The following is a 25840-nucleotide window of genomic DNA, read 5'->3' as shown; positions in this document are numbered from 1 at the left end:
AGCGCAGCGATTTACCCATCGACGTTCTGCTCGAACCGTCTTCATAAGGCAATAGCCATGCCAACATGAAGGCGGCCCGCCATCTCCGCCGATCCCGCTACCGCGCTTCGTCCCCGTTATATCCGATCTCGCGAGTGTCTTCGGTACGGACTGACTGTCCGTTGAACACACACGGTATGTTCAGTCGTCTTTAAGCGCCGCACGCGCGGCGGCGTTCGTCGCACGGCGCGCGGGCGCATAGGCCGGATCGCCGAGGGATTCGTACAGCGCTTTCGTAACGCCGTAGTGGTGCGCTAGCCCGCTGCGCTCGAGCAGCGCGATCGGCCCTTCCGGATACCCGAGGCCGAGGCATAGCGTTTTGTCGAGATCCGCCGCACTAGCCAGCTTTTCGTCGAGACGGCGCAGCGCGGCGTTGTAGTACGGTCGGGCAAGCCGGTCGACAATGCGGCCCGGGAAATCCCCGCATACGGCGACCACCAGGCCCGCCGACGCGAATGCGTCCTTCGCGGCCGCAAGCGCTTCGTCGCCGGTGCCGGCGGGCCGCACGAGTTCGATCAGATTGCTCGGCGCGGCATGGCCGAGACGAAATCGCGCAAAGCCGAAGACGTTGGCGGCTTCGCCTTCGTCCAGATACGCGCCGAGGCATTCGGTGCCGAGCTCGACCAGCACGAACGGCACACCGGCCAACGAAGCCTTGTCATGCGCGAAACGACGGCCTGCGCCTGCCCCCACGTAGACGCACGCGCTCGCGTCGCTCGACGCCCGATCGACGAACGTATGGCCTTCCGCGAACGAACGGCTTTCGCCCGTAACGATGATCTTGTAGGACTGTGCCATTGTCATGCTCCGTACATCTTGTTGTCGTCGTACTGATGGAAGCCGATCCCGCTCTTCTTGCCTAGTCGCCCCGCCGCGATCATGCGGCGCACGAGCGGAGGACACGCAGCGCGAGGCTCGTGAGTTAAGCCGTGCATGGCTTCGCACAGCAGCCGCTGCGTGTCCATGCCGATCAAATCCAGCAGTTCGAGCGGTCCCATCGGATAACCGAGCGCGGTCTTGATGGCGAGATCGATGTTTTTTGCGTCCGCCACACCCTGCTCGACGAGGCGGATCGCGTCGTTGTTAAACGGGATCAGGAAATAGTTGAGGATGAAACCCGGCGTGTCTTGCGTCTTCACCGGCTTCTGGCCGAGCGCGAGCGCGAAGTCCCATGCTTTTTTGAAGGTCGCCTCGCTCGTATTCATGCCGGGCGACATCTCGATCAACTTCATCAACTGCGCTGGCAGACAGAAATGCATGCCGACTACGCGATCGTCGCGACCCGAGCCGCCTGCGATTTCCGTGATGGAAATCGTCGACGTATTCGAGGCGAACAGCGCGTCCTTGCCGCAGATCTCGTTGAGTTTGCCGAACAGATCGTGCTTCACGCCGAGGTCTTCGAACACCGCTTCGATCACGATGTCGCAGTCGGCCATATCATCGAGCTTCGTCGTGCCTTCCCAGCGCGACATGATGCCGGACACCGCATCCGCCGGAATCTTGCCGCGCTGCGCGGATTTGTTCAGGAAACCCTCGGTCTGCTTGCGCGCGCGATCCAGCGCGTCCTGACGCGTATCGAACACCTTCGTTCTGAAACCCGCGCGCGCCGCTACGATAGCGATGCCGCTGCCCATCGTGCCCGCGCCCGCCACGCCGACCGTTTTAATTTCGCTCACATCCGTCTCCTGTTATTTCTGAATGAAGCTCCGCCCGATCAACTGGCGGTGCACCTGATTCGTTCCTTCCCAGATCTGCGTGATCTTCGCGTCGCGCATCAGGCGCTCCACGCGGTAGTCCGAGCAATAGCCGTAACCGCCGAACAGTTGCACCGCATCGGTGGTGATGCGCATGGCCGCGTCCGACGCGCGCAGCTTGAGCATCGACGCTTCAATGCCGAAGTCCGGATCGCCCGCGTCGACCATTTCCGCCACGCGCCATAGCCACGCGTCGCACAAGGCGAGTTCGGCAGCCATATCGGCGAGCATGAACTGGATACCCTGAAACTCGATGATCTTCTTGCCCGACTGCTTGCGTTCGTTGATGTACGCCACGGCATCGTCGAACGCGGCGCGCGCGATGCCGAGCGCATGTGCAGCGACGCTGGGACGCGAGCGGTTCAACGAGCCAAGCAGAATCTTGAGCCCTGCCCCCGCTTCTCCCATCAGATTGCCGCGCGGCACCCGGCAGTTTTCGAACGCGAGCGTGGCCGTGCCGGATGCCCGCGTACCCATCTTGTGCTCCGTGCCGACGACGGAGAGACCAGGCGTGCCTTTCTCCAGCACGAGTACCGAGATGGCTTTCTTCGGATCGTCGATACCCGCCCATTTGCCGAACAGCAGATAGATATCCGCGACGTCGCCGTTGGTAATGAAAGTCTTCGAGCCGTTGATGACGATGTGATCACCGTCTTCCCTGAAAGCGGTTTGCATGCCGGTGGCGTCCGATCCGGCATTCGGCTCGGTGATCGCAAGCGCGACGAGCGCGCCCTGCGCCACGCGCGGCAAAAACGTCTCTTTAAGATCGTTCCCGCCGTACGCGACGATCGGCTTTGCCGCATGAAAATTGGTCGCCCAAATAATGCCGGTCGATGCGCACGCTTTTGTAATTTCCTTCACGCATGCGGCATAACACGTAAATGACATCGGCACGCCGCCGTACTCCTCGGGCACGAACATCGCATTGAGGCCGAGTTCGTTGATGGCCTTCACGTTATCCCAGGGGAACTCGCCCGTGCGATCGTAATCGGCCGCGCGCGGCATGATCTGTTCGGCGCAAAGCTTCTTCACGCTGTCCAGCACCATGCGTTCTTCGTCGTTCAGCTTGATGCGCGCTTCGATTCGTTCGAGTACATTCATCTTCGTGTCCTTACTTTTTTTCGGCGCTCCGTTAGAGCGCCATACCCTGACCGCCGTCCACGTACAGCGTTTCGCCCGTCATGAAAGCGCCCGCCGGCCCGAACATCGACGCCACCACGTGCGCCACGTCTTGCGCCTCGCCCGGCGCGCGTAACGGAATGCGCTTTTCGAGGAACGCGCGCAGCGCATCGCCGTTCATCTCTTCGCGATTGAGGTCGGTAACGATGTAACCCGGCGCGACGTTTATCACGCGAATTCCGTGCCTCGCCCATTCGGCCGCAAGACAACGCGTAATGGCGCCCACCGCCGCTTTCGACGCGCAATAGGCGACGTTGCGCTTCACGCCTAGCTTGTCGAAGAACGAACCGATATTGACGACGACGCTTTTGCCCGCCTCGCGCAGATACGGAAACGCTGCCTGGCTCGCGGCCAGCAGCGCGGTCGCGTTGGTGGACATCACGCGATCGAAATCCTGCAGCGCGAATTTTTCAGACGGCCCTTCCAGATGAATGCCCGCGTTGTTCACGAGGCCGACGAGCGGCGCCCTGGCTTCCCGCGTCAACGTTTCGAACGCTACGGCGAGCGCCGCTGCGTCGTTGATGTCGCATCGGATCGGCATCCAGCGCGCGCGCACCTCGTCTGATACGTTCTCGCGCTGCGGCGCGCCGCCGGTTCGCGACAGACAGCCTACCGAATAGCCGCTCACCGCGAGTTCTTCGGCGATCGCCGCGCCGATGCCGCGGCTCGCGCCGGTCACCATCACACATCCGCGAATCTTGCTTTCCTGCGTCATATCAAGCGTCCTTGAATTGGGGCGCACGCTTTTCGACGAACGCGCGCATACCTTCGGCGGCATCCTGCGTGCGATACGCGAGCGTCGACAAATCGGCTTCGATTTGCAGGCCTTCCTGCAAGCTCACGCCGTGCGCCCGCTGCACGGCCTCACGCGCGAACGTCGACGCACAACGCGAGTACCGCGTGAACTGGCTGACGAACGCTTCGCCGATGGCTTTCGGTTCGCCGCCCTCCACTACGCGATTCACGAGCCCGATGCGCGCCGCTTCTTCGGCATCCACCGTGCGGCCCGACATGACGAGTTCGAGCGCCCGCGCCTCGCCGATCAGACGCGGCAAACGTTGCGTGCCTCCGTAGCCGGGAATCAGGCCAAGCTTGATTTCGGGTAGCCCCATTTTCGCGTTCGGCGTCGCGACACGAAACAGGCAGGCCATCGCCAGTTCGAGACCGCCGCCGAACGCGTAGCCGTGAATCACCGCAACGGAGGGAATCGACAGACGATCCAGTTTCGCGCACACGGCTTGTCCAAACGCCGCGCCGTCACGTTCTTCCATCAGGCTGCGGCCCGTGAGTTCCTTGATGTCGGCACCCGCGCAAAACGCTTTCCCGCCGGCGCCGGTGAATACCAGCGCTCGCGCGGACGAACGCGCCACCTCGTCGATCGCCGATGCGATCTCGCGCAGCACCGCGAAACTGAGTGCGTTCAATGCTTCGGGACGATCGAGCGTAATGTGCGCGATATCGCCGGAGAATGCGAGTTGCAGGCTCATGCTGCGCCTCCCGTTACCGTTTCGGCCGCTTCGGCAACCTGCTTCGGTGCGACGTAGCGCACCGCCACCGGCACGAGTTCGCCCGCGCGCGTGCTGTCGATCAACTGGCGCTTGAGAATCTTGCCGCTCGCCGTCATCGGGAACATCGGAAGCTGGAGGAAAAACTCCGGCATGTCGTATTTCGAGAGACCCACTTCCGCGAGATATCGCAGCAGCGCGTCCGGATCGACGGATTTGCCCGCTTTCGCGATAACGGCGAGACAGACTTTCTCGCCGAGGCGGTCGTCCTGTACCGGATAAGCGGCCGCACGTTCCAGATCGTGATGGCGCATCGCCAGTTCCTCGATTCGCGACGGATGGATATTGTGGCCGCCGCGAATGATGAGATCCTTGGCGCGCCCAACAATCTGCAGGCAACCGTCCGGCGTCATCACACCAAGGTCGCCGCTCATGAACCAGCCGTGACGATTGAATGACCGTTCCGTAGCGCTTTGATTGCTGAAATAGCCGAGCATCAGAAGGCCGCCGCGTCCGCCAATCTCGCCTACTTCGCCGGGCTGCACTTCGGTGTCGGGATCGTCCTGACGCCACAGCTTCACTTCGTAGCCCTTGCACGCGCGGCCGCAGGTCGACACGATGGAGTCCGGCGTATCGGTCGGAATGGTGTACTGGTGCGAACCGTTCTCCGTCATGCCATAGATGTTCTGCGGCGTGACGCCCAGGTTCACGAATTTTTGCGCGACTTCACGCGGAATCGCCGCGCCGGCCATATAGAAGGTCTTCACCTTGCCAATCGCGTTCAACCCGCGTGCGGAGACTTCGCCCAGAATGTCCATCGCGTGCGTCGGGACGCCCAGCACGTAGGTCGCGCCGGTTTCGAGCACCCACTCGAGGCCCTTCTTGCCGCGGATCGGATCGGTCATCACGAATTCGAGCCCCGCCACCATCATCTGCTCGATGCCGACGGTGGCGATGTGATGGCTCATCGGCGAGAGCGACAACATCACGGTATCGGTCGTATGCCCCCAGTCGTAGACAAGTGCGCGGCCGTTCGCGAGCAATGTGTTGTCGCTATGCATCACGCCCTTCGGCATACCGGTCGTGCCCGACGTGAACGCGAGGTAGGTGATCTTGTCGGGATTCAGATCGCAGGCGCGCGTGACGGCGGGCGGTACGCGCTCGGGAAACGGCGAGGCCTGTTCCTCGGGACGCAGTGAGTGCGCATGGCGCTCGAGCGCGTAGACGGCGCTCAGATTCGGCAGCGACGCCGCGCGCGCGAAGATCGAATGGCGATCGCTATCCGCGCCATAGCCGGGCGCGGCGAACAGCGCCTTCGCATCGACGCGTTCGAGCAGCACGGCGATTTCGTCCACCGTGTAATTCTGGTGCAGCGAAGGACAGCACACGTACCCGTTGCGCGAGCACGCCAGCAGAATCACGACGGTCTCGACCACGTTCGGCAGCCAGACGCCCACGCGGTCGCCCGAACGCAGCCCGGCGCGATGCAGTTCCTCGCCGACGCTGTCTGCCCAGTTCACCAGCTCGCGCCACGTGAGGCGCAACTCGGCGTCACGCAGCGCGCAGGCGGTGGAGCGCTCGCGCGCATGACGGCGCGCGAGCGTGTAGAGCGTGTCCTGCTGCCACACGCCTTCGAGATAGTATTCGCGCGCGCGCTGCGGATCGTGCAGGGTGAGAATGTTTTGCATATGCGTCGCTCAGTGGCCGAATTTGGAAGCATCCGGCTCGCGGCGCTCTGCAAACGCGGTGGCCAGTTCGTCGTGCTCCTGCGAATCCAGATAGCCGCGCAGCAGCAAGTCGTGGCTCATGCGCGACAGGCCGCTCACGCCGCCGTGACGCGCATTGAATGCAGCCTTCAGCGAAGCCAGCGCGAATGCGCCGCGCTGCGCGATTTCCAGCGCGTACTGGCGCGTCGCCTCCCTCAGTTCGGCGTCGGGCACGACCTTGTTGATCATTCCCCACTCCAGCGCCTCTTTCGCCGAGATTTTCGGATTGCGGAACCAGATATCCTTCGCGCGCTTCTTGCCGACGAGATCTTCCAGATACCACGTGCCATAGCCCGCGTCGAAGCTGCCGACCATCGGCCCGACCTGGCGGAAAATCGCGCTTTCCTTCGCAATGGTCAGATCGCACACGACTTGCAGCACGTTGCCGCCCCCACCGCATAGCCGTTTACCGACGCGATCACGGGTTTCTGCAAACGATCGATGCTTTCATACATTTCAAGCGTGGGCAGCACGCCGGCGTAGAGCGTGGAATTCTGCATGCCATCCTTGCGGCCGCCCGTGCAGAAGAATTTGTCGCCCGCGCCGGTGATGACGATGACGCGCGTGCGCGTTTCGCGGCGGATCGCGTTGATGCAGTCGCGGATCTCGTGACACATTCTTTCGGTGAACATGTTGCCGTCGTCGGGGCGGTTCAGCGTGATCGTGCCAATGGGACCGTCTTCGTGATAAAGGATTTCTTCGTAAGCCATTTTGGTTTTCGTCTCCTTCGAATTCGAATTCAAATGATTCCGTCGTGTTTAAGCTGCTCGACGCGTGCGTCCGACAGGCCGAGCCGCTCCCGTAATACGTCTTCCGTGTCCTGCCCCAGCGCCGGGGGCGCGCGGCGATGAATATCGCTGCGTCCGTCGAACTTGATGCCAAGCCCCACTTGCGGAACAAGGCCTGATTCGCCCTGCGCCGCATAGAACAAGCCTTCGTCGAGCAACTGCGAGTCCTGCACGAGCTGATCGATACGATTGATCGGACCGGCGGGAATGCGATGCGCGGCAAAGAGCGCCAGCCAATGCGCGCTCGATCTGGCTTTCAGGCGACAGGCAATCGCGTCGACGATTTCCTCTCGCGCCTCGCGCCGTTGCGCGTTACTGCGAAAACGCGGCTCTTCGGCGTATTGAGGCTCGCCGAGCGCGTTCCAGAAGCGTGTCCAAATCGCGTCGTTGCCGAGGCCGAGCGTGATCGGATCGTCCGCAGTATCGAATACCTGATAAACCGCAATCACCGAATCGCGGCCGCCCGATCGCGTGACCGACTCGCCCGAGCCGAGGTACGGCACGATGCGGGGCGCCATGAAGCGCACCATGCTTGACACCATCGACACGTCAATGCGTTTGCCCACGCCCGTGCGAATCCGTTCGACCACGGCAGCGAGCGTCGCAAGCGCGACGTCCTGCCCCGCGAGCAGATCGGCGGCGGGCGTACCGACTTTCTGCGGACCGTCCTCCGGCTCGCCGGTGAGATCCATCACGCCGGAGTACCCTTCCGCGATGAGGTCGTAGCAGGGCAAACCCGAACGCGGGCCGTCGGGCCCGAAGCCCGTCAGCGAGACGTGAACAAGACGCGGATATTTTTCGTGCAGCCGCGCGTAATCGACGCCAAGCTTGGCTTGTACGGCCGGCACCATATTAAGCACAAGCACGTCGCTCTGCTCGATCAACGCATCGAGAATAGCGCGACCTTCCGCATGCTGCACGTCGAGCGTGATGCTCGCCTTGTTGCGATTCACGCTCAGAAACCACAGCGATTCGCCGTTTTCGGTAAACGGCGGCCCCCAGGCGCGCGTATCGTCGCCTGCGCCCGTGCGTTCGACCTTCGTAACTTCGGCGCCCAGGTCCGCGAGCAATTGCGTTCCGTAGGGTCCCGCGACCGAAGTAGTCAGGTCGAGCACGCGTAGGCCCGCCAACATGCCGAGTCCGGCTGTCTCCATTTTTTTGGGAAGTCTGTCGAGCTGCCTCATTGTGTCCTCAGATCGAACGAGTGACAGCATTAGGGCAAGGTTCATGCCAATTTTCGCGAGAGAGACGCGTGAAATCATGAAGCGTTATAAACACGCTCGATGCCGCGGCTTTCTCGGGGTTTTCAAGTAAGCGCCGTGTTTCGTCTTTAACGAGCCGGGCGTTCTGGAATACAATCGTTCGCGTGCCGAGTGTTGTCGGTGCGGTCACTTTCCGCACGCATGTGTACACGGGCCACAAGACGCGAATCATCCGGCGAGAACCCAAGAGGGAGACATGTCGAGACAGGAATGCGGAGTGCTGGTGTTGGACGACACCGGTTCAGTCCGCCTATCCGCTGGGCTTTGCGAAGATACATCGCTCATCGCGGAGCTATCGGCTTTATGGCGCAATCGGGCCGACAACCGTCTGAAGCAGGTTTTTCCGTTGATCAACAAGGAACGGCCGCTGATGGTGTCGGCATTCAAGGCCGCCCAAGCCGTGTGCTTTCTCGTGTCGGTCAACGACACGAACGAGGCGCTGTCCGAGTTCATCTCCAGCGTCGATTTCTCCGACGACATTCTTCGCCACTTCGTTACCAATCCCTACGAAGCGATCACCGTCGTCGATCAAGCCGGCAAGCTGCTCTACATGAGCCCCGTGCATGAAAAATTCTTCGGACTCCGGCACGGCGAGGCGGTAGGTCAGCCCGTGACCGAAGTCATCGAAAACACCCGCCTACAGGAAGTTGCCGTGAGCGGCCGCGCGCAGATCGGCCGCGTGCAGGAAATGAACGGCGTCGCCCGGGTGGTAAACCGCGTGCCCATTTTCGACAAAGGCAAGCGTTGCGTCGGCGCAATTGGCCAGGTGATGTTCAAAGGCGTGGAAGCGCTCGAGGAAATGCGCGGCGAGCTCACACGCGTGCGTCAGGAACTCGACTTCTACAAGCGCGAACTCTCCGGCATTCGCAACCGCTCGTACGGTCTTCAGCAGATCGTCGGCAACAGCGATGCGATCAAACGGCTGAAGGAAGACATTTTGCGCATTGCGCCGCTCGACGTGCCGGTGCTCATCGTCGGCGAAAGCGGCACGGGCAAGGAACTGGTGGCGCACGCCATTCACATGCTGAGCCCCCGCAGCGCCAATCCGCTCGTGCTGGTGAACGCGGCGGCCATGCCAAGCACGCTGGTCGAGGCCGAGCTGTTCGGTTACGAAGGGGGCGCCTATACGGGCGCGGACCGCAAGGGACGTAAAGGCAAATTCGAGCAGGCGGATACGGGCACGCTGTTTCTCGACGAAATCGGCGACATGCCGCTCGACGTGCAGGTCAAGCTGTTGCGCACGCTGCAAGACGGCAGCTTCGAACGCGTGGGCGGCGAACGCCGCAGGCATTCGGATTTTCGCCTTATCACCGCGAGCAATCGCGACTTCGATTCGATGATCGAGGAAAGCACGTTCCGGCTCGATCTGTTCTATCGGATCGCGGCGATCACGCTGCGTCTTCCGCCGCTGCGCGAGCGGCTGGACGATATCGGGCTGCTGGCCGACGTGTTCCTGCAAGGCTTTGCCGACCGTCACGGCGTGCCGAAGAAAAGGCTCGGCCCCGAAGTCGTGCGCTTTCTGCAATCGCGGCCGTGGCCAGGCAATATTCGCCAGCTTCAGCATGCGGTCGAGCGCGCGGCGATTTTCAGCGATTCGGACACGATTTCCGTCGTCGATTTCGGCCTCTCGTTCGATCCCGCGAAGGAAACGCCACCGGCCAGCTATGCGGTGCTTTCCGCACAGCGCGATAACGCGCCCAACGACGTATGGGCTGCAAAGGATCGCCTGGAATCCGAGTTGATCGTGGAAACGATGCAGCGGCTCAAGGGGAACAAGAAGCGCGTGGCGGAAGAACTCGGCGTGTCGCGCTCGTATCTGTACAAGCGCTTGAGCGAGCTTTCGATCAACTGATGCACGCGTGGTGACGCGGCTTGGCGCCGTACCACGATCGGATTCGCGATAACGGCACCGTCGCGTGATCGGGTCACGCCGCGTACGAGCGGCGATTCCCGTTCTGGTCAGTCGTGGCCGATGAAGCGCATCTCATCGCCCGCCCGGCGCGAGCAATGTCGCGTTCGAATCGCCCAGCGCAGGCGCGTTCCGGCGCGCGGGCGGTGCGCGAAACACCGGCGCGACGGGAACCGGCAGCGCAGGCAGCGTCGTCTCGCCGAAACCGATGCGGTGTTCGAACAAACCGCGCGCCTTGACGTGTGGATCGTTCACCGCTTCTTCGAGCGTCGCGACGATCGAACAGCACACATCCTGGCCGTCGAACAGCGCTTTCCATTCGGACGCGGTGCGCGTTGCGATGCGCTTGCCCACTTCGGAGATGGCTGCGGCAGGGTCGGCCGCCGGATCCCGGAACGCTTCCGGCAATTCGATGATGCGTATAAACGCCGCCCAGAACTTTTCCTCGATCGGCGCAGCGGCGACATAGCGCCCGTCAGCGGTCGCATAGATCTGATAGCGCGGCGAGCCGCCTGTGACGAGCTCGCGGCCCGGCTTCGGCCAGCCCTGCCCCGACAAGCCACTGCCCACGCCCCAGTAATTGAATGCGAGCAGGTTGTCGGCCATCGAGATGTCGAGATACGCACCCTCGCCCGTGCGATCGCGCTGACGCAGCGCGAACATGATGTTCATCACCGCCGGCATCGCGCCGCCCGCGATATCCGCCGCGAGCACGGGCGGCAGCACGGGCTTGCCGCTGTCGTCCGCACCCAGGCCGAGCACGCCCGTTTCGGCAATGTAGTTCAGGTCGTGCGCCGCGATATGGGCTTTCGGGCCCGTTTGCCCCCAGCCGGTGATCGAGCAGTAGACAATACGCGGATTCATCTCGCGAACCTGTTCGTAGCCGAGACCGAGCCGCGCCATCACGCCGGGGCGAAACTGCTCGATTAACACGTCCGCCTTGTCGATCAGCGGGCGCAGGCGCGCGATGGCGTCGGGCGCCTTCAGATCGACAGCGAGGCTGTGCTTGCCTCGATTGAGCATCACGAAGTTCACGCTGTCGTCGCCGATGCGGGGGTGATACGAGCGCATTTCGTCGCCCGAACCCGGCCGCTCGACCTTGATGATGGTGGCGCCGGCCTCCGCCATGATGAGACCGGCGAGCGGTCCCGGCAGCAGCGTCGAAAAATCCAGAACATTCAAGCCTTCCAAGGCGGACATGAAAAATCCTCGCGTATTTCGTTCGGTGTGTATGGGATGGATGAATGGGAACAGTGCGCTCAGTTGGCCCGGCGTCCCGATACATGGCGCGTGCGCGCGGCGCGGATCGCGGCGTCGAAATCCGTTTCCGTCGCCAGATGTGCGTTTGTTTTCGAAAATCGTAGTAAGCGACTTTCATGCCAGTCGGGCCAGGGATACGCGAGCCATGCACGGAGGCGCCCTTCATGATGGACATAAACCGCCATGTCATTCGTTTCGCGCGGGCGAAACCACGGGCGAAAAACACGCGATGATGTCCTCGAACGCGACGCCCGCGCACTAACTGTCTTTCGCGCGTACACAAGTGTTCGGCGCTGTCGCGACCGACGGCATGGTGAGCGCGTGGCCGGAAGCCAACCGGCCGCATTGCGCAGCGTGTACCTACACGCGCAGCAGCACGCGGTTCGGATCGATGACCGAGCGGATCAGCCGCAGATGCTCGTCGTCCGGTTCGGGCGTCGTGAGCACGACGTCCGGAACCATGGGTCTAAAGGACATCAGATCGAATACCTCTTCCTTCGTCACCCCCGGGTGCAGCAACGCGAGGCGCATCTGTTTCGTCTCCGGCTCGAAGTCGAAAATCGCCTTGTCGGTGATGACGAGTTCAGGGCCGCCGGGTGGCAGACCGACTTCTTCGCGCGAACGACCGCCCTGGTAGTGCCCCACGCTCGTGATGAAGTCGACACGATCGACGAACACCCGCCTGTCGAGATCGACGACCACGAGAGGCCGAGGCACGAATGCGAGATGCTCCGGCTGCGCGAGACAGCCCACCAGCCGCACCGACGGCTTGCGGTAGTCGCCGATGGCCGTGATGTTGAGATTGCCGAACCGGTCGATCTGCGCGGCCGAATCGAAACACACGTCGAAGGCTTGACGCGCCAGCATGTCGCACTTGATGCCCGTATCGGAGGGGCACGACGAGGCGGGCCAGCGGGTGAATGTGTCCTGTTTGATGTCAGATGAGACCCTGCTGAGATCAGGTTCCAGCAGGTTGCCCCAGTAGACCGCCGCTGAGGGCGCATGGAGCATCTGCGCGAGCCGCACTGCAGTGAGTGGAATACCTACGGCAAGCGTGAACGCGCGGCCGTTGGTTCCCACGCCCACGAACACGAGGTCGCCATCGCGAATCTGCTTCGCGATCGCGCACGTCACGAGTTCGTTCATCGAATACGGCTGATCGGCCTCCCGGGCAAGCCTGCTCATACGTTACCTCCGTGACCCGTGACATTGAGCGCCCCCAGCGCGGCGAGACCGCCAACCTTCTCGATATAGGCGGCGTGCGAAGCAGGCGCGTGGACATACTCGTCGAGCCACTCCCGCGCACCTTCAGCCGTGCGGCTGCGCGTCAGATACTCGGCCAGCCGCGCTTCGTCCTCGTTGTAGTGCGCGTCGCATGCCCCGGGATGTGCGCCATACGGAGCCTCGACAATCGCTTCCACCCAATGCCCCGGAATGTAGGTCAACGTCGGCCGGCGGACAATCTCCTCGTGCGGGATGATCTTTTCGACGGTGACGATGAGCCGCTTTGCCGAACTCGCGATCATCTGGTCGATGTCATCGGTGTCGCGGACAATCGGCCACTGTACGTTGCCATAGCGGTCGCCGACGTAGCCATGAATGACGGTGAAATCAGCTTTCGCGGCCGCCACCGCGTGCAACGACGCACCCGAGAAAGGGCAGCGCATTTCGCGAAACTGCTCGGGGTTGAGGCGCGCGATATCCGAACCGAGCAATGTCTTGAGCGGCATGAATTCCAGCCCGGCCGAAGCTGCCCGAAACCGCGCGACCATCGCCGTCTCGGAGAAATCGCGCACCTCGATTTCGCCCGCCTCCACCCCGCGCCTGAAATTCGGTGCGAGGCCATGGCTGAACATGCCTACGTAGATGCCTTCATAACGGCGCAACGCGCCCGCCGCCGCAAGCATGTCGACCGCGGTGGTTGCCGCCCAGGTCTGTACGGTCAGGTCGCGCACACCATTGCGGATCAACTCGCGCACGGCGGCATTCGGCTGCCGGCGCAGCAGACTGCCGCCGAGCGCGACCGTGCTGCCCGAACTGACTGCTCGCAAGGCAGCGCCGAGTTCAACGAGCTTATCGTTCATCGATTCGTTATCCTCCGTAATTTTCAGCAATGGCAACGGTGCGCGGCCACGGCCGATGCAGCACGTGTCCGCCCCACCGCCATCACCCGTTGCGACGACGCCTGGGGTTACCCCGGACACATGGAAGCTTGCGCGAAAATAAAAACGTTTCGATAATTCTGTCTGATTGCACGAACGAATGCAACCAGAATTGGACGAACAATTCGGAATCTGCGCGTTCACCTCACTCATCAAGGCCGCGCCGTGACATCGACGCGGTCGTTGCGAGTCGTCACGAAAGCGATCCTCGCCACGCCAGGAGACAGGATGCAAACCGATCACGAACCCGAATGCCTTTCGACCGACATCAGCCGTCGCAGCATGCTGAAGCTCGGCGCCGCGAGCCTGCTTGGCGGCACGCTGCTCGCACTCGGCGCGAAGCCGGTGCGTGCCGCAGACAAGTTGACGATCGGCGCGATCATCTACGCGCGGGACTCGCAGTACTGGCAGCAGATCGAGAAGGGCATGCGCGATGCTGCGAAAGACAACAACGTGAATCTGCTGGTCGGCATGAACCAGCGTCAGCTACCGGTGGAAAGCCAGCTCGTCGACGACTACATGACGCGCGACGTGGACGCGCTGGTCATTCCTCCGCTAGACGCGCAAAGTTCGATTGCGGCGGCAAAGCGTGCGAAGAGCAAAGGCATTCTTGTGATCGAATACGACACCCAACTCGCGGACAAGTCGATCGCGAACCACTCGGTCGGCGTCGACAGCTTTGCACTCGCATCGGCGCTGGGCGAAGATATGCATCAGTACATCGCGTCCCGGCTCGGCGGCGCGGCCACGATCGGCCTGATCTCGCTGCCGCCGATGAACGCGAACAGCGGCCCACGCCGCTCGGGCGTGCTGAAGGGGCTGGAAGGCGTCAAGATCGATGTGGTGGCCGAGGTGTCGGGCAGCACGCCGGAACAGGGAGCAAATGGCTTCGAGAACATCATGCAGCGTAATCCGCATACGCAGCTCGTGTGGGCATCGAACGCAGGAACGCTTGCGGGCGCAGCGGTTGCTGCAACGCATTCGAAGTCGCCGGCGAAACTGTACGGCATCGACATGAGCCAGGAACTTGCGAACATGCTGCTCGATCCAGCCAACAATCTCACTGCGGTCGCCGACCAGCAGCCGTACCGCATTGGTCGTCTGACCGTGGAAACCGCCGTTCAGGCGAAACAGGGCAAGAGCGAACCGCGCTACGTGCTGGTGCCGCCCAAGCTCTACAGAAAGAGCGAGCCTGACGAGGTAAAGCAGTACCTCGCACTGGTGAAGTCGCTCGCGTCGTAATGAAGCAGTACAAGGAAGCAGCATAAGGAAGCAGGCTGGAATCCAACCACGAGGTTCACGTGTTGAAGAACAAATGTATTTCCCTTGAAGACGCGGTCTCGCTGGTCCCAGACGGCGCGCGTCTGGCACTCGGCGGCTTCGCCGTCTATCAAAAGCCGATGGCGTTCGTGCGCGCGCTCGCGCGAGCGCGGCGGCGCAATCTGACGATCGTCGGATCCGCGCACAGCTACGACGTGGATCTGCTCGCCGCGGCGGGCTGTCTCGCAACCGTCGAAACATCGTACGTCGGGCTCGAAAAACACGGCCTCGCGCGCAATTTCCGCCGTCGGGCCGAGGACGGCTCGCTGCGCGTCGTCGACTACCCGGAGATGGGCAGCTGGGACCGCTTTCGCGCAAACCAGGAAGGCCTCGCGTTCTGGCCGGTCGGTTTTCTCGGCGGGAACGACGTGCTCACGCACAACCCGGACATTCGCCCGTTCACCTGTCCGGTCACCGGCCGCCCGATGCAGGCGCTGCCTGCCGCGAACCCTCAGGTGGTGGTCATTCATGCCGTGGCGGCGGATGAGCAGGGCAACGTCGTGTTCCCCGCGCGCCGGCTGTTGCCGCAAAACGGCGACGTGCTGATGGCCCGCTCCTGCGACACGGTGATCGTCACCGCGGAAAGGATCGTGTCGAAGGCGTTCATCCGTCGCCACGCAAGACTCGTCGAGGTGCCGGCCTACCGGACCACGGCTGTCGTCGAAGTACCGTGGGGCGCACATCCCACGCCGCTGCTGTCGCGCTATCTTGCCGACGAGGAACACATGGCGGAATACGCGCAGGCCGCCGAGAGCGCTGCGACGTTTGACGACTATCTGCAACGCTACGTCTTCGAACCCGCTTCGCACGACGACTATCTGCAACGCGTCGGTGCCGCCCGCATCGCACGCCTGTCCGACATCGACTCCCTGCTATGAACCAGGCACCTACCCTTCACGAAACACTCGCCGTCGTTCTGTCGCGCACGTTCGTCGACGGCGAAGTCGGCTTCACCGGTCTGCTGACCGGCGCCGCGGCCGCGATCTACGGCACCTCGATTCCGCTCGCTGCAATGGAGCTGGCGCGACGCTCGCACGCCCCCAATCTGACGATCCTGCTGGCCGGCTGCTATCACAACCCTGTTCTGGACGAACTCGATCGGCTGCCCGATTCCGAGCACGATGCGCAACTGCGCGATCTCGCCTGCGAAGCGCAGACCATCGACTATCCGGGCCAGTGGGCACTCAAGCGCGGCGACGTCCGCTTTGGCTTCAGCAGCGCGGTCCAGGTCGACGTGGTGGGCAACATCAACAGTGTCTGCGTGGGTCCTTACGAACACCCGAAAGTCAGACTCGTCGGGCCGATCCTGCAGCCGGAACACATGACCCTGTTCGGCCGCGAATACGTGATGATGCCGCACCACGAGCGCCGCAATTTCGTCGAGAAAGTCGACTACGTATCAGGCGTCGGCTATCCAGGGGGAGAGGCGGGACGGCGCGCGCTCGGGCTCGACAGCGGCGGCCCCTGCTTCGTTATCACCCCGCGCTGCGTCTTCGACTTCGACCGCGAGGCGGGCCGGATTCGCGTGCACTCCATCCATGCCGGCGTATCGGCCGACGAACTGCGGGCAGCAACCGGGTTCGACCTTGGTGATCTTTCCGCCGTGCCAGTGACCGAAGCGCCCAGCACCGAAGAGCTGCGGCTGCTGCGCGAGTCTGTCGATCCGCGCAACATCCTGCGGTTGCGCGCGGACTGACGTCGGGGTCCGCACGCCGGCCCGCCCGGTGTGCGAGCCTCGCGCGCGCCATGCGGTCGCATCGCTACGCACGCAAGCGCCGCGCGCGACGCGGCTCACGCCTTCGCGTAGAGCTGCGTGGCAAGCGCCAGCAGACGACGGGCTCCGATACGCTGGAGGCACGCATCGTGATCCGGCTCGCCTAACGCGCTTTCTCGCAGCCAGCCCGCGAAGCTGTCTTCGCAACGTGCGGCGCGGGAGAACTCGTCGCACATCGCGTCGTCGCTGCGGTAACGCGCTCCGAATCCGTATGGCCACGCGCCGTACGGGGCTTCGACCACGCAGGACACTTTCGCCGCATCGAGAAGCGGTTGGCTTGCGAGCGCCGCAATCGTCTCGCGGCTGACGATCTGTTCGACAGAGACGATGACGGTCGTAGCGGCGCGCGCCAGCAGCAGGTCGACGTCGTCGCCCATGTGCGTCGGTGCGAGACGCGCGTTGCCGTCGCGATCTGCCAGTTGTGCATGGATGATCGCGAGATTGGGGCGCACGGCGGCAACTGAGGCCGCGACAACGCCGGAAAAAGGGCAGGTGCACGGTTTCAGCCAGGCATCTTCCCCGGCGACGGTCGCTTCGGCCAAAGGCTGGAACGAAGTGCCACCGGCGCCGGCGCCCAACGCGGCACGCATGACCACTGCGTCGTGTCGTTCGAGTATCGGCGCTGTCGACGTTCGTCGGATACCTTCGCAAAGGCCAGACGCGTCCTCGTCAGCGGCACAGTCGATCCGCTCCACGGCACCGGCGTCGACGAGCAGCCGCGCGTCGATGCCAATCCCGAAACACAGCAGATGCAGTGCCCGTCTGCGCTGCCGCGCAAGTTCCCGGGCCAATGCCACCGGGCGCCCGACGAGCCCACTGCCGCCAAGCGCGACCGTGGCGCCATCGGGTATCCCGGCTACTGCATCGCGCAACGACCGTACCTTCGATTGCGTCCTCGAGTTCTGCGTCATGGTCCGCTACCTCGTTCGATTGCATGCCCGTAATACGGTCTATCGGCCGACATACACGTGGCCAGGGTCGATCACTTCGCGCAGCAACTGCAGTTGTCGGGTGTCCGGCGCCGCAAGCCGCATGACCTGCGGTGCGAGTCCGAGTTCGAAGCTGCAACGCGCCTGCACGTCGACCGCCTCGACGCCCGGATACAGGGCCTCGATACGCATCCGCTTCGTGTCGGGATCGAAGCCGAGCACTGCGAGATCCGTGATCACGCGGGCCGGACCGCCTCCCGGCAAGCCGGCGTTCTCGCGCGCGCCCGGGCCGTTCAGGAATCCGGGCGTCGTCAGGTATTGCAGCTTCTCCACGAACCGTTTGCGCTCGAGCCGGCAGATCACGACAAACCGGCCCGCCATGCTGGCGATGTCATTGGCGCCGCCACTGCCGGGCAGGCGCACCTTCGGCCGGTGATACGGTCCGATCACGGTGGAATTGAGGTTGCCGTAGGGGTCGATCTCCGCAGTGCCGAGAAAACCCAGATCGATCACACCACCCTGCAGCAGGCTCAGTGCGTAAGCTGTACCGGCGACCATCGGCGCGCCATGCGCGAGACGGTAGTCGCCCACGCCAGTCGCCAGTTCGCGCGGCCGCGGGTCAACGATGCCGGATTCGAACACGAGCTTCACGTCCGGCGCGTGCGTGACTTTCGCCAGATACGCGGCGACCATCGGCAAGCCCGTCCCGATGAATGCGACGTCGCTGCTGCGGATTTCGGCGGCCGCCGAGACGGCCATGAGTTCATCTGGACTCGCGTTACTCATGTGCGTGCTCCGCGGGAACGTAGCCGAGCGCCGGATCGACGCGCAGTTTCAGCAGCCGCGCGACGCCGATCCGGTCGAGATAGGCCCAGTGATCCGTCACGCCATCTATCCATTCGCTCAACCACGCGTGTGTCGTATCGGCAGACTGCGAGGCCGTGTAATAGGCGTCGAGAAACGCGTGATCGTGCTGGTAGTAGCCGAAGTTGCCGAGTGGATGCGCGCCGAACGGCGCCAGCACGACAGCATCGACGAGCATTGCCGGCAGGATCGTGAATTCCGGGTGCTGCCGGATGATCGCCGTGTCCACGATCTCTTCGACGGAGACGATCACATGCGCCGCGGCCCGTGCCTGTTCGACGATCACGGAGGTCGGTCCGAAGAGCTGCACGTTACCTTCTTCGTCGGCACGCGCCGCATGGATGATGGCAACGTCGGGCCTGAGAGGCGACACCGCCAGCACCCGGCCGTTGCCGAACGGCGACTCGATCAGCCGGCTCTTGCCCGATGCCGGCTCGAATCCCGGCACGTTGAGCATGTCGGTGCCGGACATCGCTCTCATCGGCATGAACGGCAGGCCCATCGCCGCGGCGTTCAGCCGGTTGACCATCCCGAAGTGACTGTGATCCTCGACTTCGATCTCGCCGCTCTCCACGCCCGCGGAAAAGCGCCGACAACGCCCGAATCCTTCGAACATGAAGTTCGAGAAGTAGAAGCGGCTGAGCGCGCCGGCCGCGGCCATCCACTCGGCGACCCAGCACTCGGCCACGCCCATCAGCGTGAGGTCGCGCGGACATCGTCGCAGCAACCCGCGCAGCAGCGCCATCGGCTGATGCGAATGGGCGAAGCCGCCCGCGGTCACGGACATGCCGTCGCGGATCGCATCGAGCGCCTGATCGATCGATACCACTCTGCTTTGGCTCACGCTCGCCTCCGCATTCAACCCGCTACCGCGCGCCCGAACTCGCGCGGCTCTTCGATCCATCGCTCGGTGCCGCCGGTGATCAGCGACACGACGGCATCCGCATCGAGCTTCGACGTCGGCACGTCGCCCACTTTTTCGCCGCGACGCATGACAACCACCCGGTCGCTCATCTCCATCACCATCGGCATGCTGTGTGTGATCAACACCACCGCTGTGCCTTCGGCGCGGATCTGGCGCACGCTGTCCATCGCGCGTTTGGTCTCCTGCACGCCGAGTGCCGCGGTCGGTTCGTCGAGCAGGATCATCGAGCGCTCCCACAAACGTGCGCGCGCCAACGCGACCGCCTGCCGCTGACCGCCGCTCAGGCCCGCGACATTGGCCCACGTGCTCGGCACGTTGATCGACAGATCCTTCAGCACGTGCGCGGCGCGGCGATGCATCTCGCGCTTCGCAAGCCAGCGGAACGGCGTCACGCCGCGTTCCAGCTCGCGTCCGAGATAGATGTTCTCGGCAACGCTCAGGTTGGCGCACAGACCGAGATCCTGGTAGACGGTCTCGATGCCGAGATCGCGCGCCGCATCGGTGCTGTCGAGCGCGACCTCGCGTCCGTCGAAGGTGATCGTCCCGGCCGTCGGGCGGATCGCACCGGACAGCAACTTCACGAGTGTGCTCTTGCCCGCGCCGTTATCGCCGACGAGCGCGACCGTCTCGCCGCGCGAGATGTGGAAGTCGACGCCGCGCAGTGCCTCCACGGCGCCATACGTCTTGCGGACCCCGCGTGCCCGCAGCAGAAAGTGATCGTCCATGCCCGCTACTCCGAACGCCAGCCGCCGCGGCGGAGCATGCTCCACCAGACAGCAAGAATAATGACGAAGCCCTGCGCGATCATGAACAGGACCGGATCGACGCCCATCAGCACCATGCCGTTGCGCAGCGTCGCGACGAACAGCACGCCCAGCACGGTGCCGGCCATGCGCCCCGCGCCTCCCCCCAGCGTGGTGCCGCCGACGATCACCGCAGCGATCACATCGAGCTCGAGCAAATCGCCAACCGACGCGCTGCCGCTGTTCAGACGTGCTGTGAAGAGGACGCCGCCGAGCGCCGCAAGGCACTGCACGATCACCAGCACGTAGAGCCGCATCCGGTTCACGCGAATGCCGTAGCGTGCAGCCGTCACCGGATTGCCCCCGAGTGCGTACAGGTGACGGCCGAAACGGGTGTGCGACAAGGTCAGCCACCCCAGCGCCACAACCACGACCGTGATGAGAACCGGCACGGGCAGACCGAGTGCGCTGCCGAACCACAAGGACGCGAGCGCATCGGGCATCGGCCCGATATTGGTGCTGTCGCTGAGCAGGAAGGCAATGCCGCGCAGCGCCGATAGCAGACCGATCGTCGTGATAAAGGAAGGAATGCCCCACAGCACGCGCAACCCACCAATGAAGAGGCCGATCACCGCTGCGACCGCCAACACGCACAGAACGGCCAGCGGCATTGGCACGCCCTCCTTGACGACCAGCAGCGCGAACACGGTGCCGGACAATCCCACGCTCGCGCCAACGGACAGATCGATCTCGCCCGCGATGATCACCATTGTCATGCCGACCGCTATGATTGCCGTCACCGACACCTGGGTCAGGATCGACACGACGTTGTCGATGCTCGCGAAGTGCGGCGCGACAAAGCTGAACAGCACGAAGAGCGCGACCAGCCCGAGCCCGACGCCGAGCTCCGTGCGCCACGTATTCAGGATGGCTCGCGACGGTGCGACGCGACTGGCCACCGCCGCCGCCTCGACAGTCGAATGGGTCGCAGTCAATTGGCTTCTCCCACGACACACGACGCCCACCCGACCGTAGTCAGACGCTCGTCCGATGCGCGGCGAACCCAGACCTCGAGCTCGGCGCGCCGGCGGCCGTCCGCATCACGCACGAGACCGGTGACGACACCCGCGATCGTAATCGGGTCGAACACTTCGAGCGGTGCGACGAACTTGAGCTTGAACCAGCCCGCGCTGAACCATGCGGCACCGAACGCGTGCACCATCGCTTCGCCGACGAGCCCCGCCTGCTGCTGGCCCTGCACGATGAGCGTCGGCAACTCGCCCGCCCGCGCGATACGCAGATCGTTGTGGATGTTGTGAACGTACTCGCCGATGCGCGAGAACACCGCAGCCTGCTCCGCCGTCACGACCTTCGGCAGCGGCCGCAGCACGTCCCCCACGCGCGCGTCCCCGGTCACCGCGTCTATCACGCGGGCATCGCGCGGCACCTCGCCGGTCACGCGCTTTTCGGGCGCCGTCTCGCTGCCTCGTCCGCCGATCGCGCCCGGCACCGTGCGCAGGATCTCAACGCCGCGATGCCGCACAATGCTGCGCCCGTCCTCGCCGCGCGCCTGCGCCTCCATCACGACATAGCCCTGCCCGCGCCGTTCGTAGGCTTCGACGTAGCTGCCGGACATCGTCACTTTCTCGCCGAGCTTCAGCGGACTGTCGAACCACATCTGCTCCTCGGTATGGAAGCCGACGGTCCTGCTCGCGCGGTAGCGCGTCGTGAAGAGCTGCACCAGGTCGTTGCCGAGCAGACATGGCTGACCGATCCGCGCACCCCCGAACGGACTCGCGCCGTCGGTCAGATACCACGGATGATAGTCGTCCTGAGTGAACGAGAAACGCTTGATCTTGTGATCGTCGACGGTGATGGTGACAGGACCGAGTGCTTCGGGAATCTCCAGATTCTCGAAGACGGGCTCCTTGAGCCCCGCTTCCAGGTCCTCCACACCAACGGCGCGGCGCGGATCGGTCAGGTCGCGCCAGGGCGACAGCGGTTGCATGGTATTCATTCGCTCTACCTCGCGGTTACAGTTGCGGCTACGGTGCGACTTCGGTTGCTTCAGGCAGTCAGACCCATCGCATCCAGACGCGAAGGCGCGAGCTTCGCCTTGCCCGTCGCGGGATCGTAGTACTCCAGAACGTTTTCGCGCGAAATCATCGGCGCCTTGAAGGCGATGGTGTTCGGCGTCGGCTTCTTTTCGAGCACGCGTGCGGCAGCCTCGACGCCTTCCACCCCGAACGGGTGGTAGGACATGACCATCGCCAGTTCGCCGTCGTAGATCGCCTTCAGCGTTTCCGCGGCAACGCCGTCGTAACCCGTCACGAACATTTCCTTCTGCCGCCCGGCTTCGCGGATCGCCTGGATCGCGCCGAGCGCCATGTCTTCCGAATGCGCGTAGACGGCATCGATCTTCGGATGCGCCTGCAGCATGTCTTCCATGCCCTTCAGCGCCTTCGCGCGGTCGTAGTTGGCCATCACGCGGCCCACCACCTTGATGCCCGGCTGTTTGTCCACGACCTCGTGCCATCCCTGGCCGCGCGCCTGGTTGACGGTCGAACCGGGCGAACCGTCGATCTCGATCACGGTGCCCTGCCCTTTCAACCGGTCGACGAAATACTGGCCAGCGGCGCGCGCCGAGGCGAGCGTATCGACGCTCAGATACACACTCCATTTCGCACCGCCCACCAGCCCCGAACTCAATACGATCACAGGGATGCCCGCGCGATTGATTTCGAGTACCGCAGGGGTGATGGCCTCCGAGAAGTACGTGCTGATCAGTATCGCGTCGACACCTCGCGTGACGAGATCCTCGAGATCGCTGACCTGCTTCGCGGGGCTGTTGGCCGCGTCGAGCACGACGGTCTTCAGACCGAGTTTCGTGGCGGTATCCACCACGCCTTCACGCTGTTCGCGGATCCACTCGGTGGTCACGTACGACTGCGAGAAGCCGATGGTTTTGCCCGCCACGGGCGACTGCGCGTGCGCGAGCGTCGCGAGCCACGGCGAGAGCGCCACGCCGCCAAAGCTCATCGCGCCGAGTTTGAGAAGCTGCCGCCGGTTGAGGGCGAACGTCGGTTTGTTTGTGGACATGCTTGACTCCGATATCTAGCGTTTGCGAATGACGCTGACGATGACCGCCACGATGATGATCACGCCCTTGAGGAGCATCTGCGAGTAAGGCGAGATGCCGATGAGGTTCAGGATGTTCGAGAGGAACGCGAGAATCAGCACGCCGATCACGGTACCGCGCACGGAGCCGACGCCGCCGTCGAACGTCGTACCGCCGATCAGGCAAGCTGCGATCGCGTCGAGCTCGTAGAGCTGCCCCGAATTCGGATCGCCGACCCCGAGGCGCCCGGTCAGCACCAGTCCGCCCAGGCCCGCGAGCAGACCGCTGACCGCGTACACCCAGATCTGCACCGTGCGGGTACGGATGCCGGACAGCCGTGCCGCCTCCTCGTTCGCGCCGACCGCGTAGATCTCGCGGCCAAAGACGGTATGGCGCAGCACGACGTGGCCGATTACCGCGCACAGCGCGAACACGATCACCGGGACCGGCACGGGACCGATGTACCCCGAACCGAGAAACGCCACCGCGGCGGGCATCTGCGACACGACGACCGGGCTGCCGTCGGAATACGTGTAGACGAGACCGCGCGCGAAAATCATCATGCCGAGCGTCGCGATAAAGGGCTGCAGGCGCATCGTCGTGATCAGCACGCCGTTCACGACGCCGAGCGCAGCCGTGGCGAGCAGCGGAACGACTGCCCAGCCGAGCGCGCCTTTCGACACGAGCCCCGCCATCAGCACACCCGACACGCCGACGAGCGAGCCGACCGAGAGGTCGAGCCCGCGGTTGAGAATCACGAAGGTCATGCCGATGCTGACGATCCCTACCATGCTGGAGCCGCGCAGCACGTTGAAGATGTTGACGATGCTGAGGAAATGCGGCGAGAGAATGCCGCCGATCACGAGCAGCGCGGCCAGCGCGATCAGGTTGCTCCAGGTGACGCTGTGCGCAAGCATCCTGCGCAGCCATCCCGGCTGAGCTGCCGGCGCATGTTGCGACAGGGCCGCGACGTTCGATTCGGGTTCGAGCTCAGACATGACGGGTTTCGCTCCGACTGTTCGGGACCGCGAGCTGGATCACGGCGTCTTCCGTGGCCTCGGCGGCGATCAGTTCGCCGCGCATGCGGCCTTCGCACATCACCAGAATGCGATCGCTGATGCTGATGACCTCGGGCAGCTCGGACGAGATCATCAGAATCGCGTAGCCCTGGTCCGCCAGCTCGTGGATGAGGGTATAAATCTCGCGCTTCGCACCGACGTCGATACCGCGTGTGGGTTCGTCGAAGATCAGCACGCGCGAGCCCTGCATCAGCCAGCGGGCGATCACGCATTTCTGCTGGTTGCCGCCGCTCAACTGGCCGGCAGGCTGCTCGACCGAGGTCGTCCGGATCCGCAGCTTGCCGACATACGATTGCGCTTCGCGACGCTCGCCGGCTGCATCGATGAAACCCGCGCGCGCCACCGATCGGCGCGCGGCGAGCGTGATGTTCTGCTGGATCGACAGCGGGCGCAGCACGGAATCGCGACGGTCTTCGGCCAGGTAGGCAATGCCGCGCGCGACGGCCTGCGCCGGGTTCCGGAAGGTCACTGCCTGCCCGTCGAGCAGCAGGTCGCCGTGGGTCGCGCGCTCGGCGCCGCACAGCACGCGAGCGAGTTCGGTGCGCCCCGCGCCGACGAGTCCGGCCATACCGACGATCTCGCCGCGCCGCAGACACAACGACACGTCCGAGAAACCGGGCCCGCTCAGGCTTCTTGTCTCGAGCACGGGTTCGCCGGGATGCGCTACGCGGCGCGGTGGAAAGTGCGAACCGAGGTCGCGGCCGACCATCAGGCAGATCAGTTCGTCTCTCGTCGTGTCGGGCACTGCCTTCGTGACGACGTTGCGTCCGTCCCGCAGCACGGTCACGCGCTGGGCGATGTCGAAGATCTCGTCGAGGTGGTGGGAGATGTAGATGAACGCGACGCCGCGCGCGCTCAGCCGCCGCATTACCGAAAACAGCACGCGGGTTTCGACCGGCGTGAGGCTTGCGGTCGGTTCGTCGAGCACGATGACGCGCGCGTTCTGCGTGATCGCCTTCGCGAGCTGGACCAGTTGCCGCTGCGCAACGCTGAGCCGGCCCACCGTTTCCGCCGCGCCGAAGGACGCACCCACGTCCTGCAACGCCGCCTCGACCCGCGCGCGCATCGACGCCGCGTCGAGCCATCCGCCGCGCCGCGCAGGCAGGCGTCCCATCAGCACGTTCTCCGCCACGCTCAGCGCTTCGGCGACCTTCGGCTCCTGGTGCATCATCGCGATGCCGACACTGAGCGCTTCGCCCGGATCGCGAAAACGCTGCGCGCGGCCGTCGACGTGAATCTCTCCCGCGCTCGGCGGCAACGCGCCGCTCAGGATGTTCATCAAGGTCGATTTGCCTGCGCCGTTCTCGCCGATCAACGCATGCACCTCGCCGGACTTGACGTCGAGCGACACCTCGCTCAGCACCGTGTTGTTCGCGAAGCGCTTCGTAATCGAGCGCGCGGACAGCAGCTCTACCGCCTCCGTCATACCTCCTCCTGGTTTGCCTGCCGCTTTGCGCGGTCAGT

Annotated in this window: 23 protein-coding genes and 1 pseudogene; 4 read left to right on the top strand and 20 right to left on the bottom strand. The window is 63.9% G+C overall.

Annotation, left to right across the window (positions count from 1 at the left end; translation table 11 throughout):
- Positions 1-180: 180 nt before the first annotated feature.
- The 8 genes and pseudogenes from WJ542_RS11565 to WJ542_RS11530 all read right to left on the bottom strand — a co-directional run bounded on the left by WJ542_RS11565 (position 181) and on the right by WJ542_RS11530 (position 8164).
- Positions 181-837 (bottom strand): 3-hydroxyacyl-CoA dehydrogenase family protein, encoded by a 657-nt coding sequence (locus WJ542_RS11565; RefSeq protein ID WP_411189422.1) that lies wholly within the window; start codon positions 835-837, stop codon positions 181-183.
- 2 nt (positions 838-839) lie between these two features.
- A complete protein-coding gene (locus tag WJ542_RS11560; protein WP_411189421.1) occupies positions 840-1715 on the bottom strand; it encodes a 3-hydroxyacyl-CoA dehydrogenase family protein in 876 nt (291 codons plus the stop codon).
- Positions 1716-1727: 12 nt separating this feature from the next.
- Positions 1728-2894, bottom strand: coding sequence for an acyl-CoA dehydrogenase family protein (locus tag WJ542_RS11555; protein WP_411189420.1), 1167 nt, complete (start codon positions 2892-2894; stop codon positions 1728-1730).
- A 31-nt stretch (positions 2895-2925) separates the two neighbouring features.
- On the bottom strand, positions 2926-3687 hold the full coding sequence (locus WJ542_RS11550) for an SDR family NAD(P)-dependent oxidoreductase (RefSeq protein WP_411189419.1): 762 nt from the start codon (positions 3685-3687) through the stop codon (positions 2926-2928).
- 1 nt (position 3688) lies between these two features.
- A complete protein-coding gene (locus WJ542_RS11545; RefSeq protein ID WP_411189418.1) occupies positions 3689-4459 on the bottom strand; it encodes an enoyl-CoA hydratase/isomerase family protein in 771 nt (256 codons plus the stop codon).
- The gene (locus WJ542_RS11540; protein ID WP_411189417.1) at positions 4456-6165 is read right to left on the bottom strand and encodes a class I adenylate-forming enzyme family protein; all 1710 of its coding nucleotides are present in this window, start codon (positions 6163-6165) and stop codon (positions 4456-4458) included. Before WJ542_RS11540 ends, WJ542_RS11545 begins: the two co-directional genes overlap by 4 nt.
- Before the next feature lie 9 nt (positions 6166-6174).
- Positions 6175-6860 (bottom strand): annotated as a pseudogene (locus WJ542_RS11535) (enoyl-CoA hydratase-related protein).
- A gap of 122 nt (positions 6861-6982) precedes the next feature.
- Positions 6983-8164 (bottom strand): CaiB/BaiF CoA transferase family protein, encoded by a 1182-nt coding sequence (locus WJ542_RS11530; RefSeq protein WP_411189416.1) that lies wholly within the window; start codon positions 8162-8164, stop codon positions 6983-6985.
- Between the two features lie 475 nt (positions 8165-8639).
- Here WJ542_RS11530 and WJ542_RS11525 point away from each other — a divergent pair, with 475 nt between their 5' ends.
- Complete coding sequence (locus tag WJ542_RS11525; protein ID WP_411189415.1) at positions 8640-10145, top strand: sigma-54 interaction domain-containing protein; 1506 nt, start codon at positions 8640-8642, stop codon at positions 10143-10145.
- Between the two features lie 132 nt (positions 10146-10277).
- On the opposite strand, the gene WJ542_RS11520 is transcribed toward WJ542_RS11525, so the two are convergent.
- From WJ542_RS11520 to WJ542_RS11510, 3 genes are all read right to left on the bottom strand, one after another.
- Complete coding sequence (locus WJ542_RS11520) at positions 10278-11402, bottom strand: CaiB/BaiF CoA transferase family protein (RefSeq protein ID WP_411189414.1); 1125 nt, start codon at positions 11400-11402, stop codon at positions 10278-10280.
- Positions 11403-11822: 420 nt separating this feature from the next.
- Positions 11823-12647 (bottom strand): CoA-transferase, encoded by an 825-nt coding sequence (locus WJ542_RS11515; protein ID WP_411189413.1) that lies wholly within the window; start codon positions 12645-12647, stop codon positions 11823-11825.
- Complete coding sequence (locus WJ542_RS11510) at positions 12644-13777, bottom strand: CoA transferase subunit A (protein WP_411189412.1); 1134 nt, start codon at positions 13775-13777, stop codon at positions 12644-12646. The genes WJ542_RS11515 and WJ542_RS11510 overlap by 4 nt, the downstream gene beginning before the upstream one ends.
- A gap of 75 nt (positions 13778-13852) precedes the next feature.
- On the opposite strand from WJ542_RS11510, the gene WJ542_RS11505 reads away from it, so the two are divergent.
- The 3 genes from WJ542_RS11505 to WJ542_RS11495 are packed head-to-tail and all read left to right on the top strand — an operon-like array spanning position 13853 to position 16640.
- Complete coding sequence (locus WJ542_RS11505) at positions 13853-14866, top strand: sugar ABC transporter substrate-binding protein (protein ID WP_411189411.1); 1014 nt, start codon at positions 13853-13855, stop codon at positions 14864-14866.
- A 59-nt stretch (positions 14867-14925) separates the two neighbouring features.
- Positions 14926-15822, top strand: a complete 897-nt coding sequence (locus WJ542_RS11500) for a CoA transferase subunit A (RefSeq protein ID WP_411189410.1) — start codon at positions 14926-14928, stop codon at positions 15820-15822.
- A complete protein-coding gene (locus WJ542_RS11495) occupies positions 15819-16640 on the top strand; it encodes a CoA-transferase (protein ID WP_411189409.1) in 822 nt (273 codons plus the stop codon). Before WJ542_RS11500 ends, WJ542_RS11495 begins: the two co-directional genes overlap by 4 nt.
- A gap of 95 nt (positions 16641-16735) precedes the next feature.
- Here WJ542_RS11495 and WJ542_RS11490 read toward each other — a convergent pair whose 3' ends face one another.
- From WJ542_RS11490 to WJ542_RS11450, 9 genes are read right to left on the bottom strand one after another with little or no spacing between them, the layout of a single operon-like run.
- Entirely contained in the window at positions 16736-17629 is an 894-nt protein-coding gene (locus tag WJ542_RS11490) for a CoA-transferase (RefSeq protein WP_411189408.1), read from the bottom strand.
- Between the two features lie 39 nt (positions 17630-17668).
- Complete coding sequence (locus tag WJ542_RS11485; protein WP_411189407.1) at positions 17669-18433, bottom strand: CoA-transferase subunit beta; 765 nt, start codon at positions 18431-18433, stop codon at positions 17669-17671.
- A complete protein-coding gene (locus tag WJ542_RS11480; RefSeq protein ID WP_411189406.1) occupies positions 18426-19355 on the bottom strand; it encodes a CoA transferase subunit A in 930 nt (309 codons plus the stop codon). Before WJ542_RS11480 ends, WJ542_RS11485 begins: the two co-directional genes overlap by 8 nt.
- A gap of 14 nt (positions 19356-19369) precedes the next feature.
- Positions 19370-20161: an ATP-binding cassette domain-containing protein gene (locus WJ542_RS11475; RefSeq protein ID WP_411189405.1), complete on the bottom strand. Its 792-nt coding sequence runs from the start codon at positions 20159-20161 to the stop codon at positions 19370-19372.
- A 5-nt stretch (positions 20162-20166) separates the two neighbouring features.
- Positions 20167-21174: an ABC transporter permease gene (locus tag WJ542_RS11470; protein WP_411189404.1), complete on the bottom strand. Its 1008-nt coding sequence runs from the start codon at positions 21172-21174 to the stop codon at positions 20167-20169.
- Positions 21171-22196 (bottom strand): hypothetical protein, encoded by a 1026-nt coding sequence (locus WJ542_RS11465; protein WP_411189403.1) that lies wholly within the window; start codon positions 22194-22196, stop codon positions 21171-21173. The genes WJ542_RS11470 and WJ542_RS11465 overlap by 4 nt, the downstream gene beginning before the upstream one ends.
- 50 nt (positions 22197-22246) lie before the next feature.
- Entirely contained in the window at positions 22247-23278 is a 1032-nt protein-coding gene (locus WJ542_RS11460) for a substrate-binding domain-containing protein (RefSeq protein WP_411189402.1), read from the bottom strand.
- 15 nt (positions 23279-23293) lie between these two features.
- The gene (locus WJ542_RS11455) at positions 23294-24295 is read right to left on the bottom strand and encodes an ABC transporter permease (RefSeq protein ID WP_411189401.1); all 1002 of its coding nucleotides are present in this window, start codon (positions 24293-24295) and stop codon (positions 23294-23296) included.
- Complete coding sequence (locus WJ542_RS11450; RefSeq protein WP_411189400.1) at positions 24288-25802, bottom strand: sugar ABC transporter ATP-binding protein; 1515 nt, start codon at positions 25800-25802, stop codon at positions 24288-24290. The genes WJ542_RS11455 and WJ542_RS11450 overlap by 8 nt, the downstream gene beginning before the upstream one ends.
- Positions 25803-25840 lie beyond the last annotated feature (38 nt).

Source organism: Paraburkholderia yinzeri, assembly GCF_046581065.1.
Taxonomy (GTDB): Bacteria; Pseudomonadota; Gammaproteobacteria; order Burkholderiales; family Burkholderiaceae; genus Paraburkholderia.
The sequence above is the reverse complement of the archived record's forward strand: the minus strand, read 5'-3'. Positions and strand labels throughout refer to the sequence as shown.

What these genes read in the sequence shown, in the direction of transcription:
- WJ542_RS11485 (WP_411189407.1), bottom strand. Translation starts at nt 18,433, where the DNA reads ATGAGTAACGCGAGTCCAGATGAACTCATGGCCGTCTCGGCGGCCGCC.
- WJ542_RS11530 (WP_411189416.1), bottom strand. Translation starts at nt 8,164, where the DNA reads ATGTTGGCGGGCCTACGCGTGCTCGACCTGACTACTTCGGTCGCGGGA.
- WJ542_RS11540 (WP_411189417.1), bottom strand. Translation starts at nt 6,165, where the DNA reads ATGCAAAACATTCTCACCCTGCACGATCCGCAGCGCGCGCGCGAATAC.
- WJ542_RS11465 (WP_411189403.1), bottom strand. Translation starts at nt 22,196, where the DNA reads ATGAATACCATGCAACCGCTGTCGCCCTGGCGCGACCTGACCGATCCG.
- WJ542_RS11520 (WP_411189414.1), bottom strand. Translation starts at nt 11,402, where the DNA reads ATGTCCGCCTTGGAAGGCTTGAATGTTCTGGATTTTTCGACGCTGCTG.
- WJ542_RS11455 (WP_411189401.1), bottom strand. Translation starts at nt 24,295, where the DNA reads ATGTCTGAGCTCGAACCCGAATCGAACGTCGCGGCCCTGTCGCAACAT.
- WJ542_RS11450 (WP_411189400.1), bottom strand. Translation starts at nt 25,802, where the DNA reads ATGACGGAGGCGGTAGAGCTGCTGTCCGCGCGCTCGATTACGAAGCGC.
- WJ542_RS11545 (WP_411189418.1), bottom strand. Translation starts at nt 4,459, where the DNA reads ATGAGCCTGCAACTCGCATTCTCCGGCGATATCGCGCACATTACGCTC.
- WJ542_RS11555 (WP_411189420.1), bottom strand. Translation starts at nt 2,894, where the DNA reads ATGAATGTACTCGAACGAATCGAAGCGCGCATCAAGCTGAACGACGAA.
- WJ542_RS11460 (WP_411189402.1), bottom strand. Translation starts at nt 23,278, where the DNA reads ATGTCCACAAACAAACCGACGTTCGCCCTCAACCGGCGGCAGCTTCTC.
- WJ542_RS11505 (WP_411189411.1), top strand. Translation starts at nt 13,853, where the DNA reads ATGCAAACCGATCACGAACCCGAATGCCTTTCGACCGACATCAGCCGT.
- WJ542_RS11475 (WP_411189405.1), bottom strand. Translation starts at nt 20,161, where the DNA reads ATGGACGATCACTTTCTGCTGCGGGCACGCGGGGTCCGCAAGACGTAT.
- WJ542_RS11550 (WP_411189419.1), bottom strand. Translation starts at nt 3,687, where the DNA reads ATGACGCAGGAAAGCAAGATTCGCGGATGTGTGATGGTGACCGGCGCG.
- WJ542_RS11515 (WP_411189413.1), bottom strand. Translation starts at nt 12,647, where the DNA reads ATGAGCAGGCTTGCCCGGGAGGCCGATCAGCCGTATTCGATGAACGAA.
- WJ542_RS11495 (WP_411189409.1), top strand. Translation starts at nt 15,819, where the DNA reads ATGAACCAGGCACCTACCCTTCACGAAACACTCGCCGTCGTTCTGTCG.
- WJ542_RS11510 (WP_411189412.1), bottom strand. Translation starts at nt 13,777, where the DNA reads ATGAGTGAGGTGAACGCGCAGATTCCGAATTGTTCGTCCAATTCTGGT.
- WJ542_RS11490 (WP_411189408.1), bottom strand. Translation starts at nt 17,629, where the DNA reads ATGACGCAGAACTCGAGGACGCAATCGAAGGTACGGTCGTTGCGCGAT.
- WJ542_RS11565 (WP_411189422.1), bottom strand. Translation starts at nt 837, where the DNA reads ATGGCACAGTCCTACAAGATCATCGTTACGGGCGAAAGCCGTTCGTTC.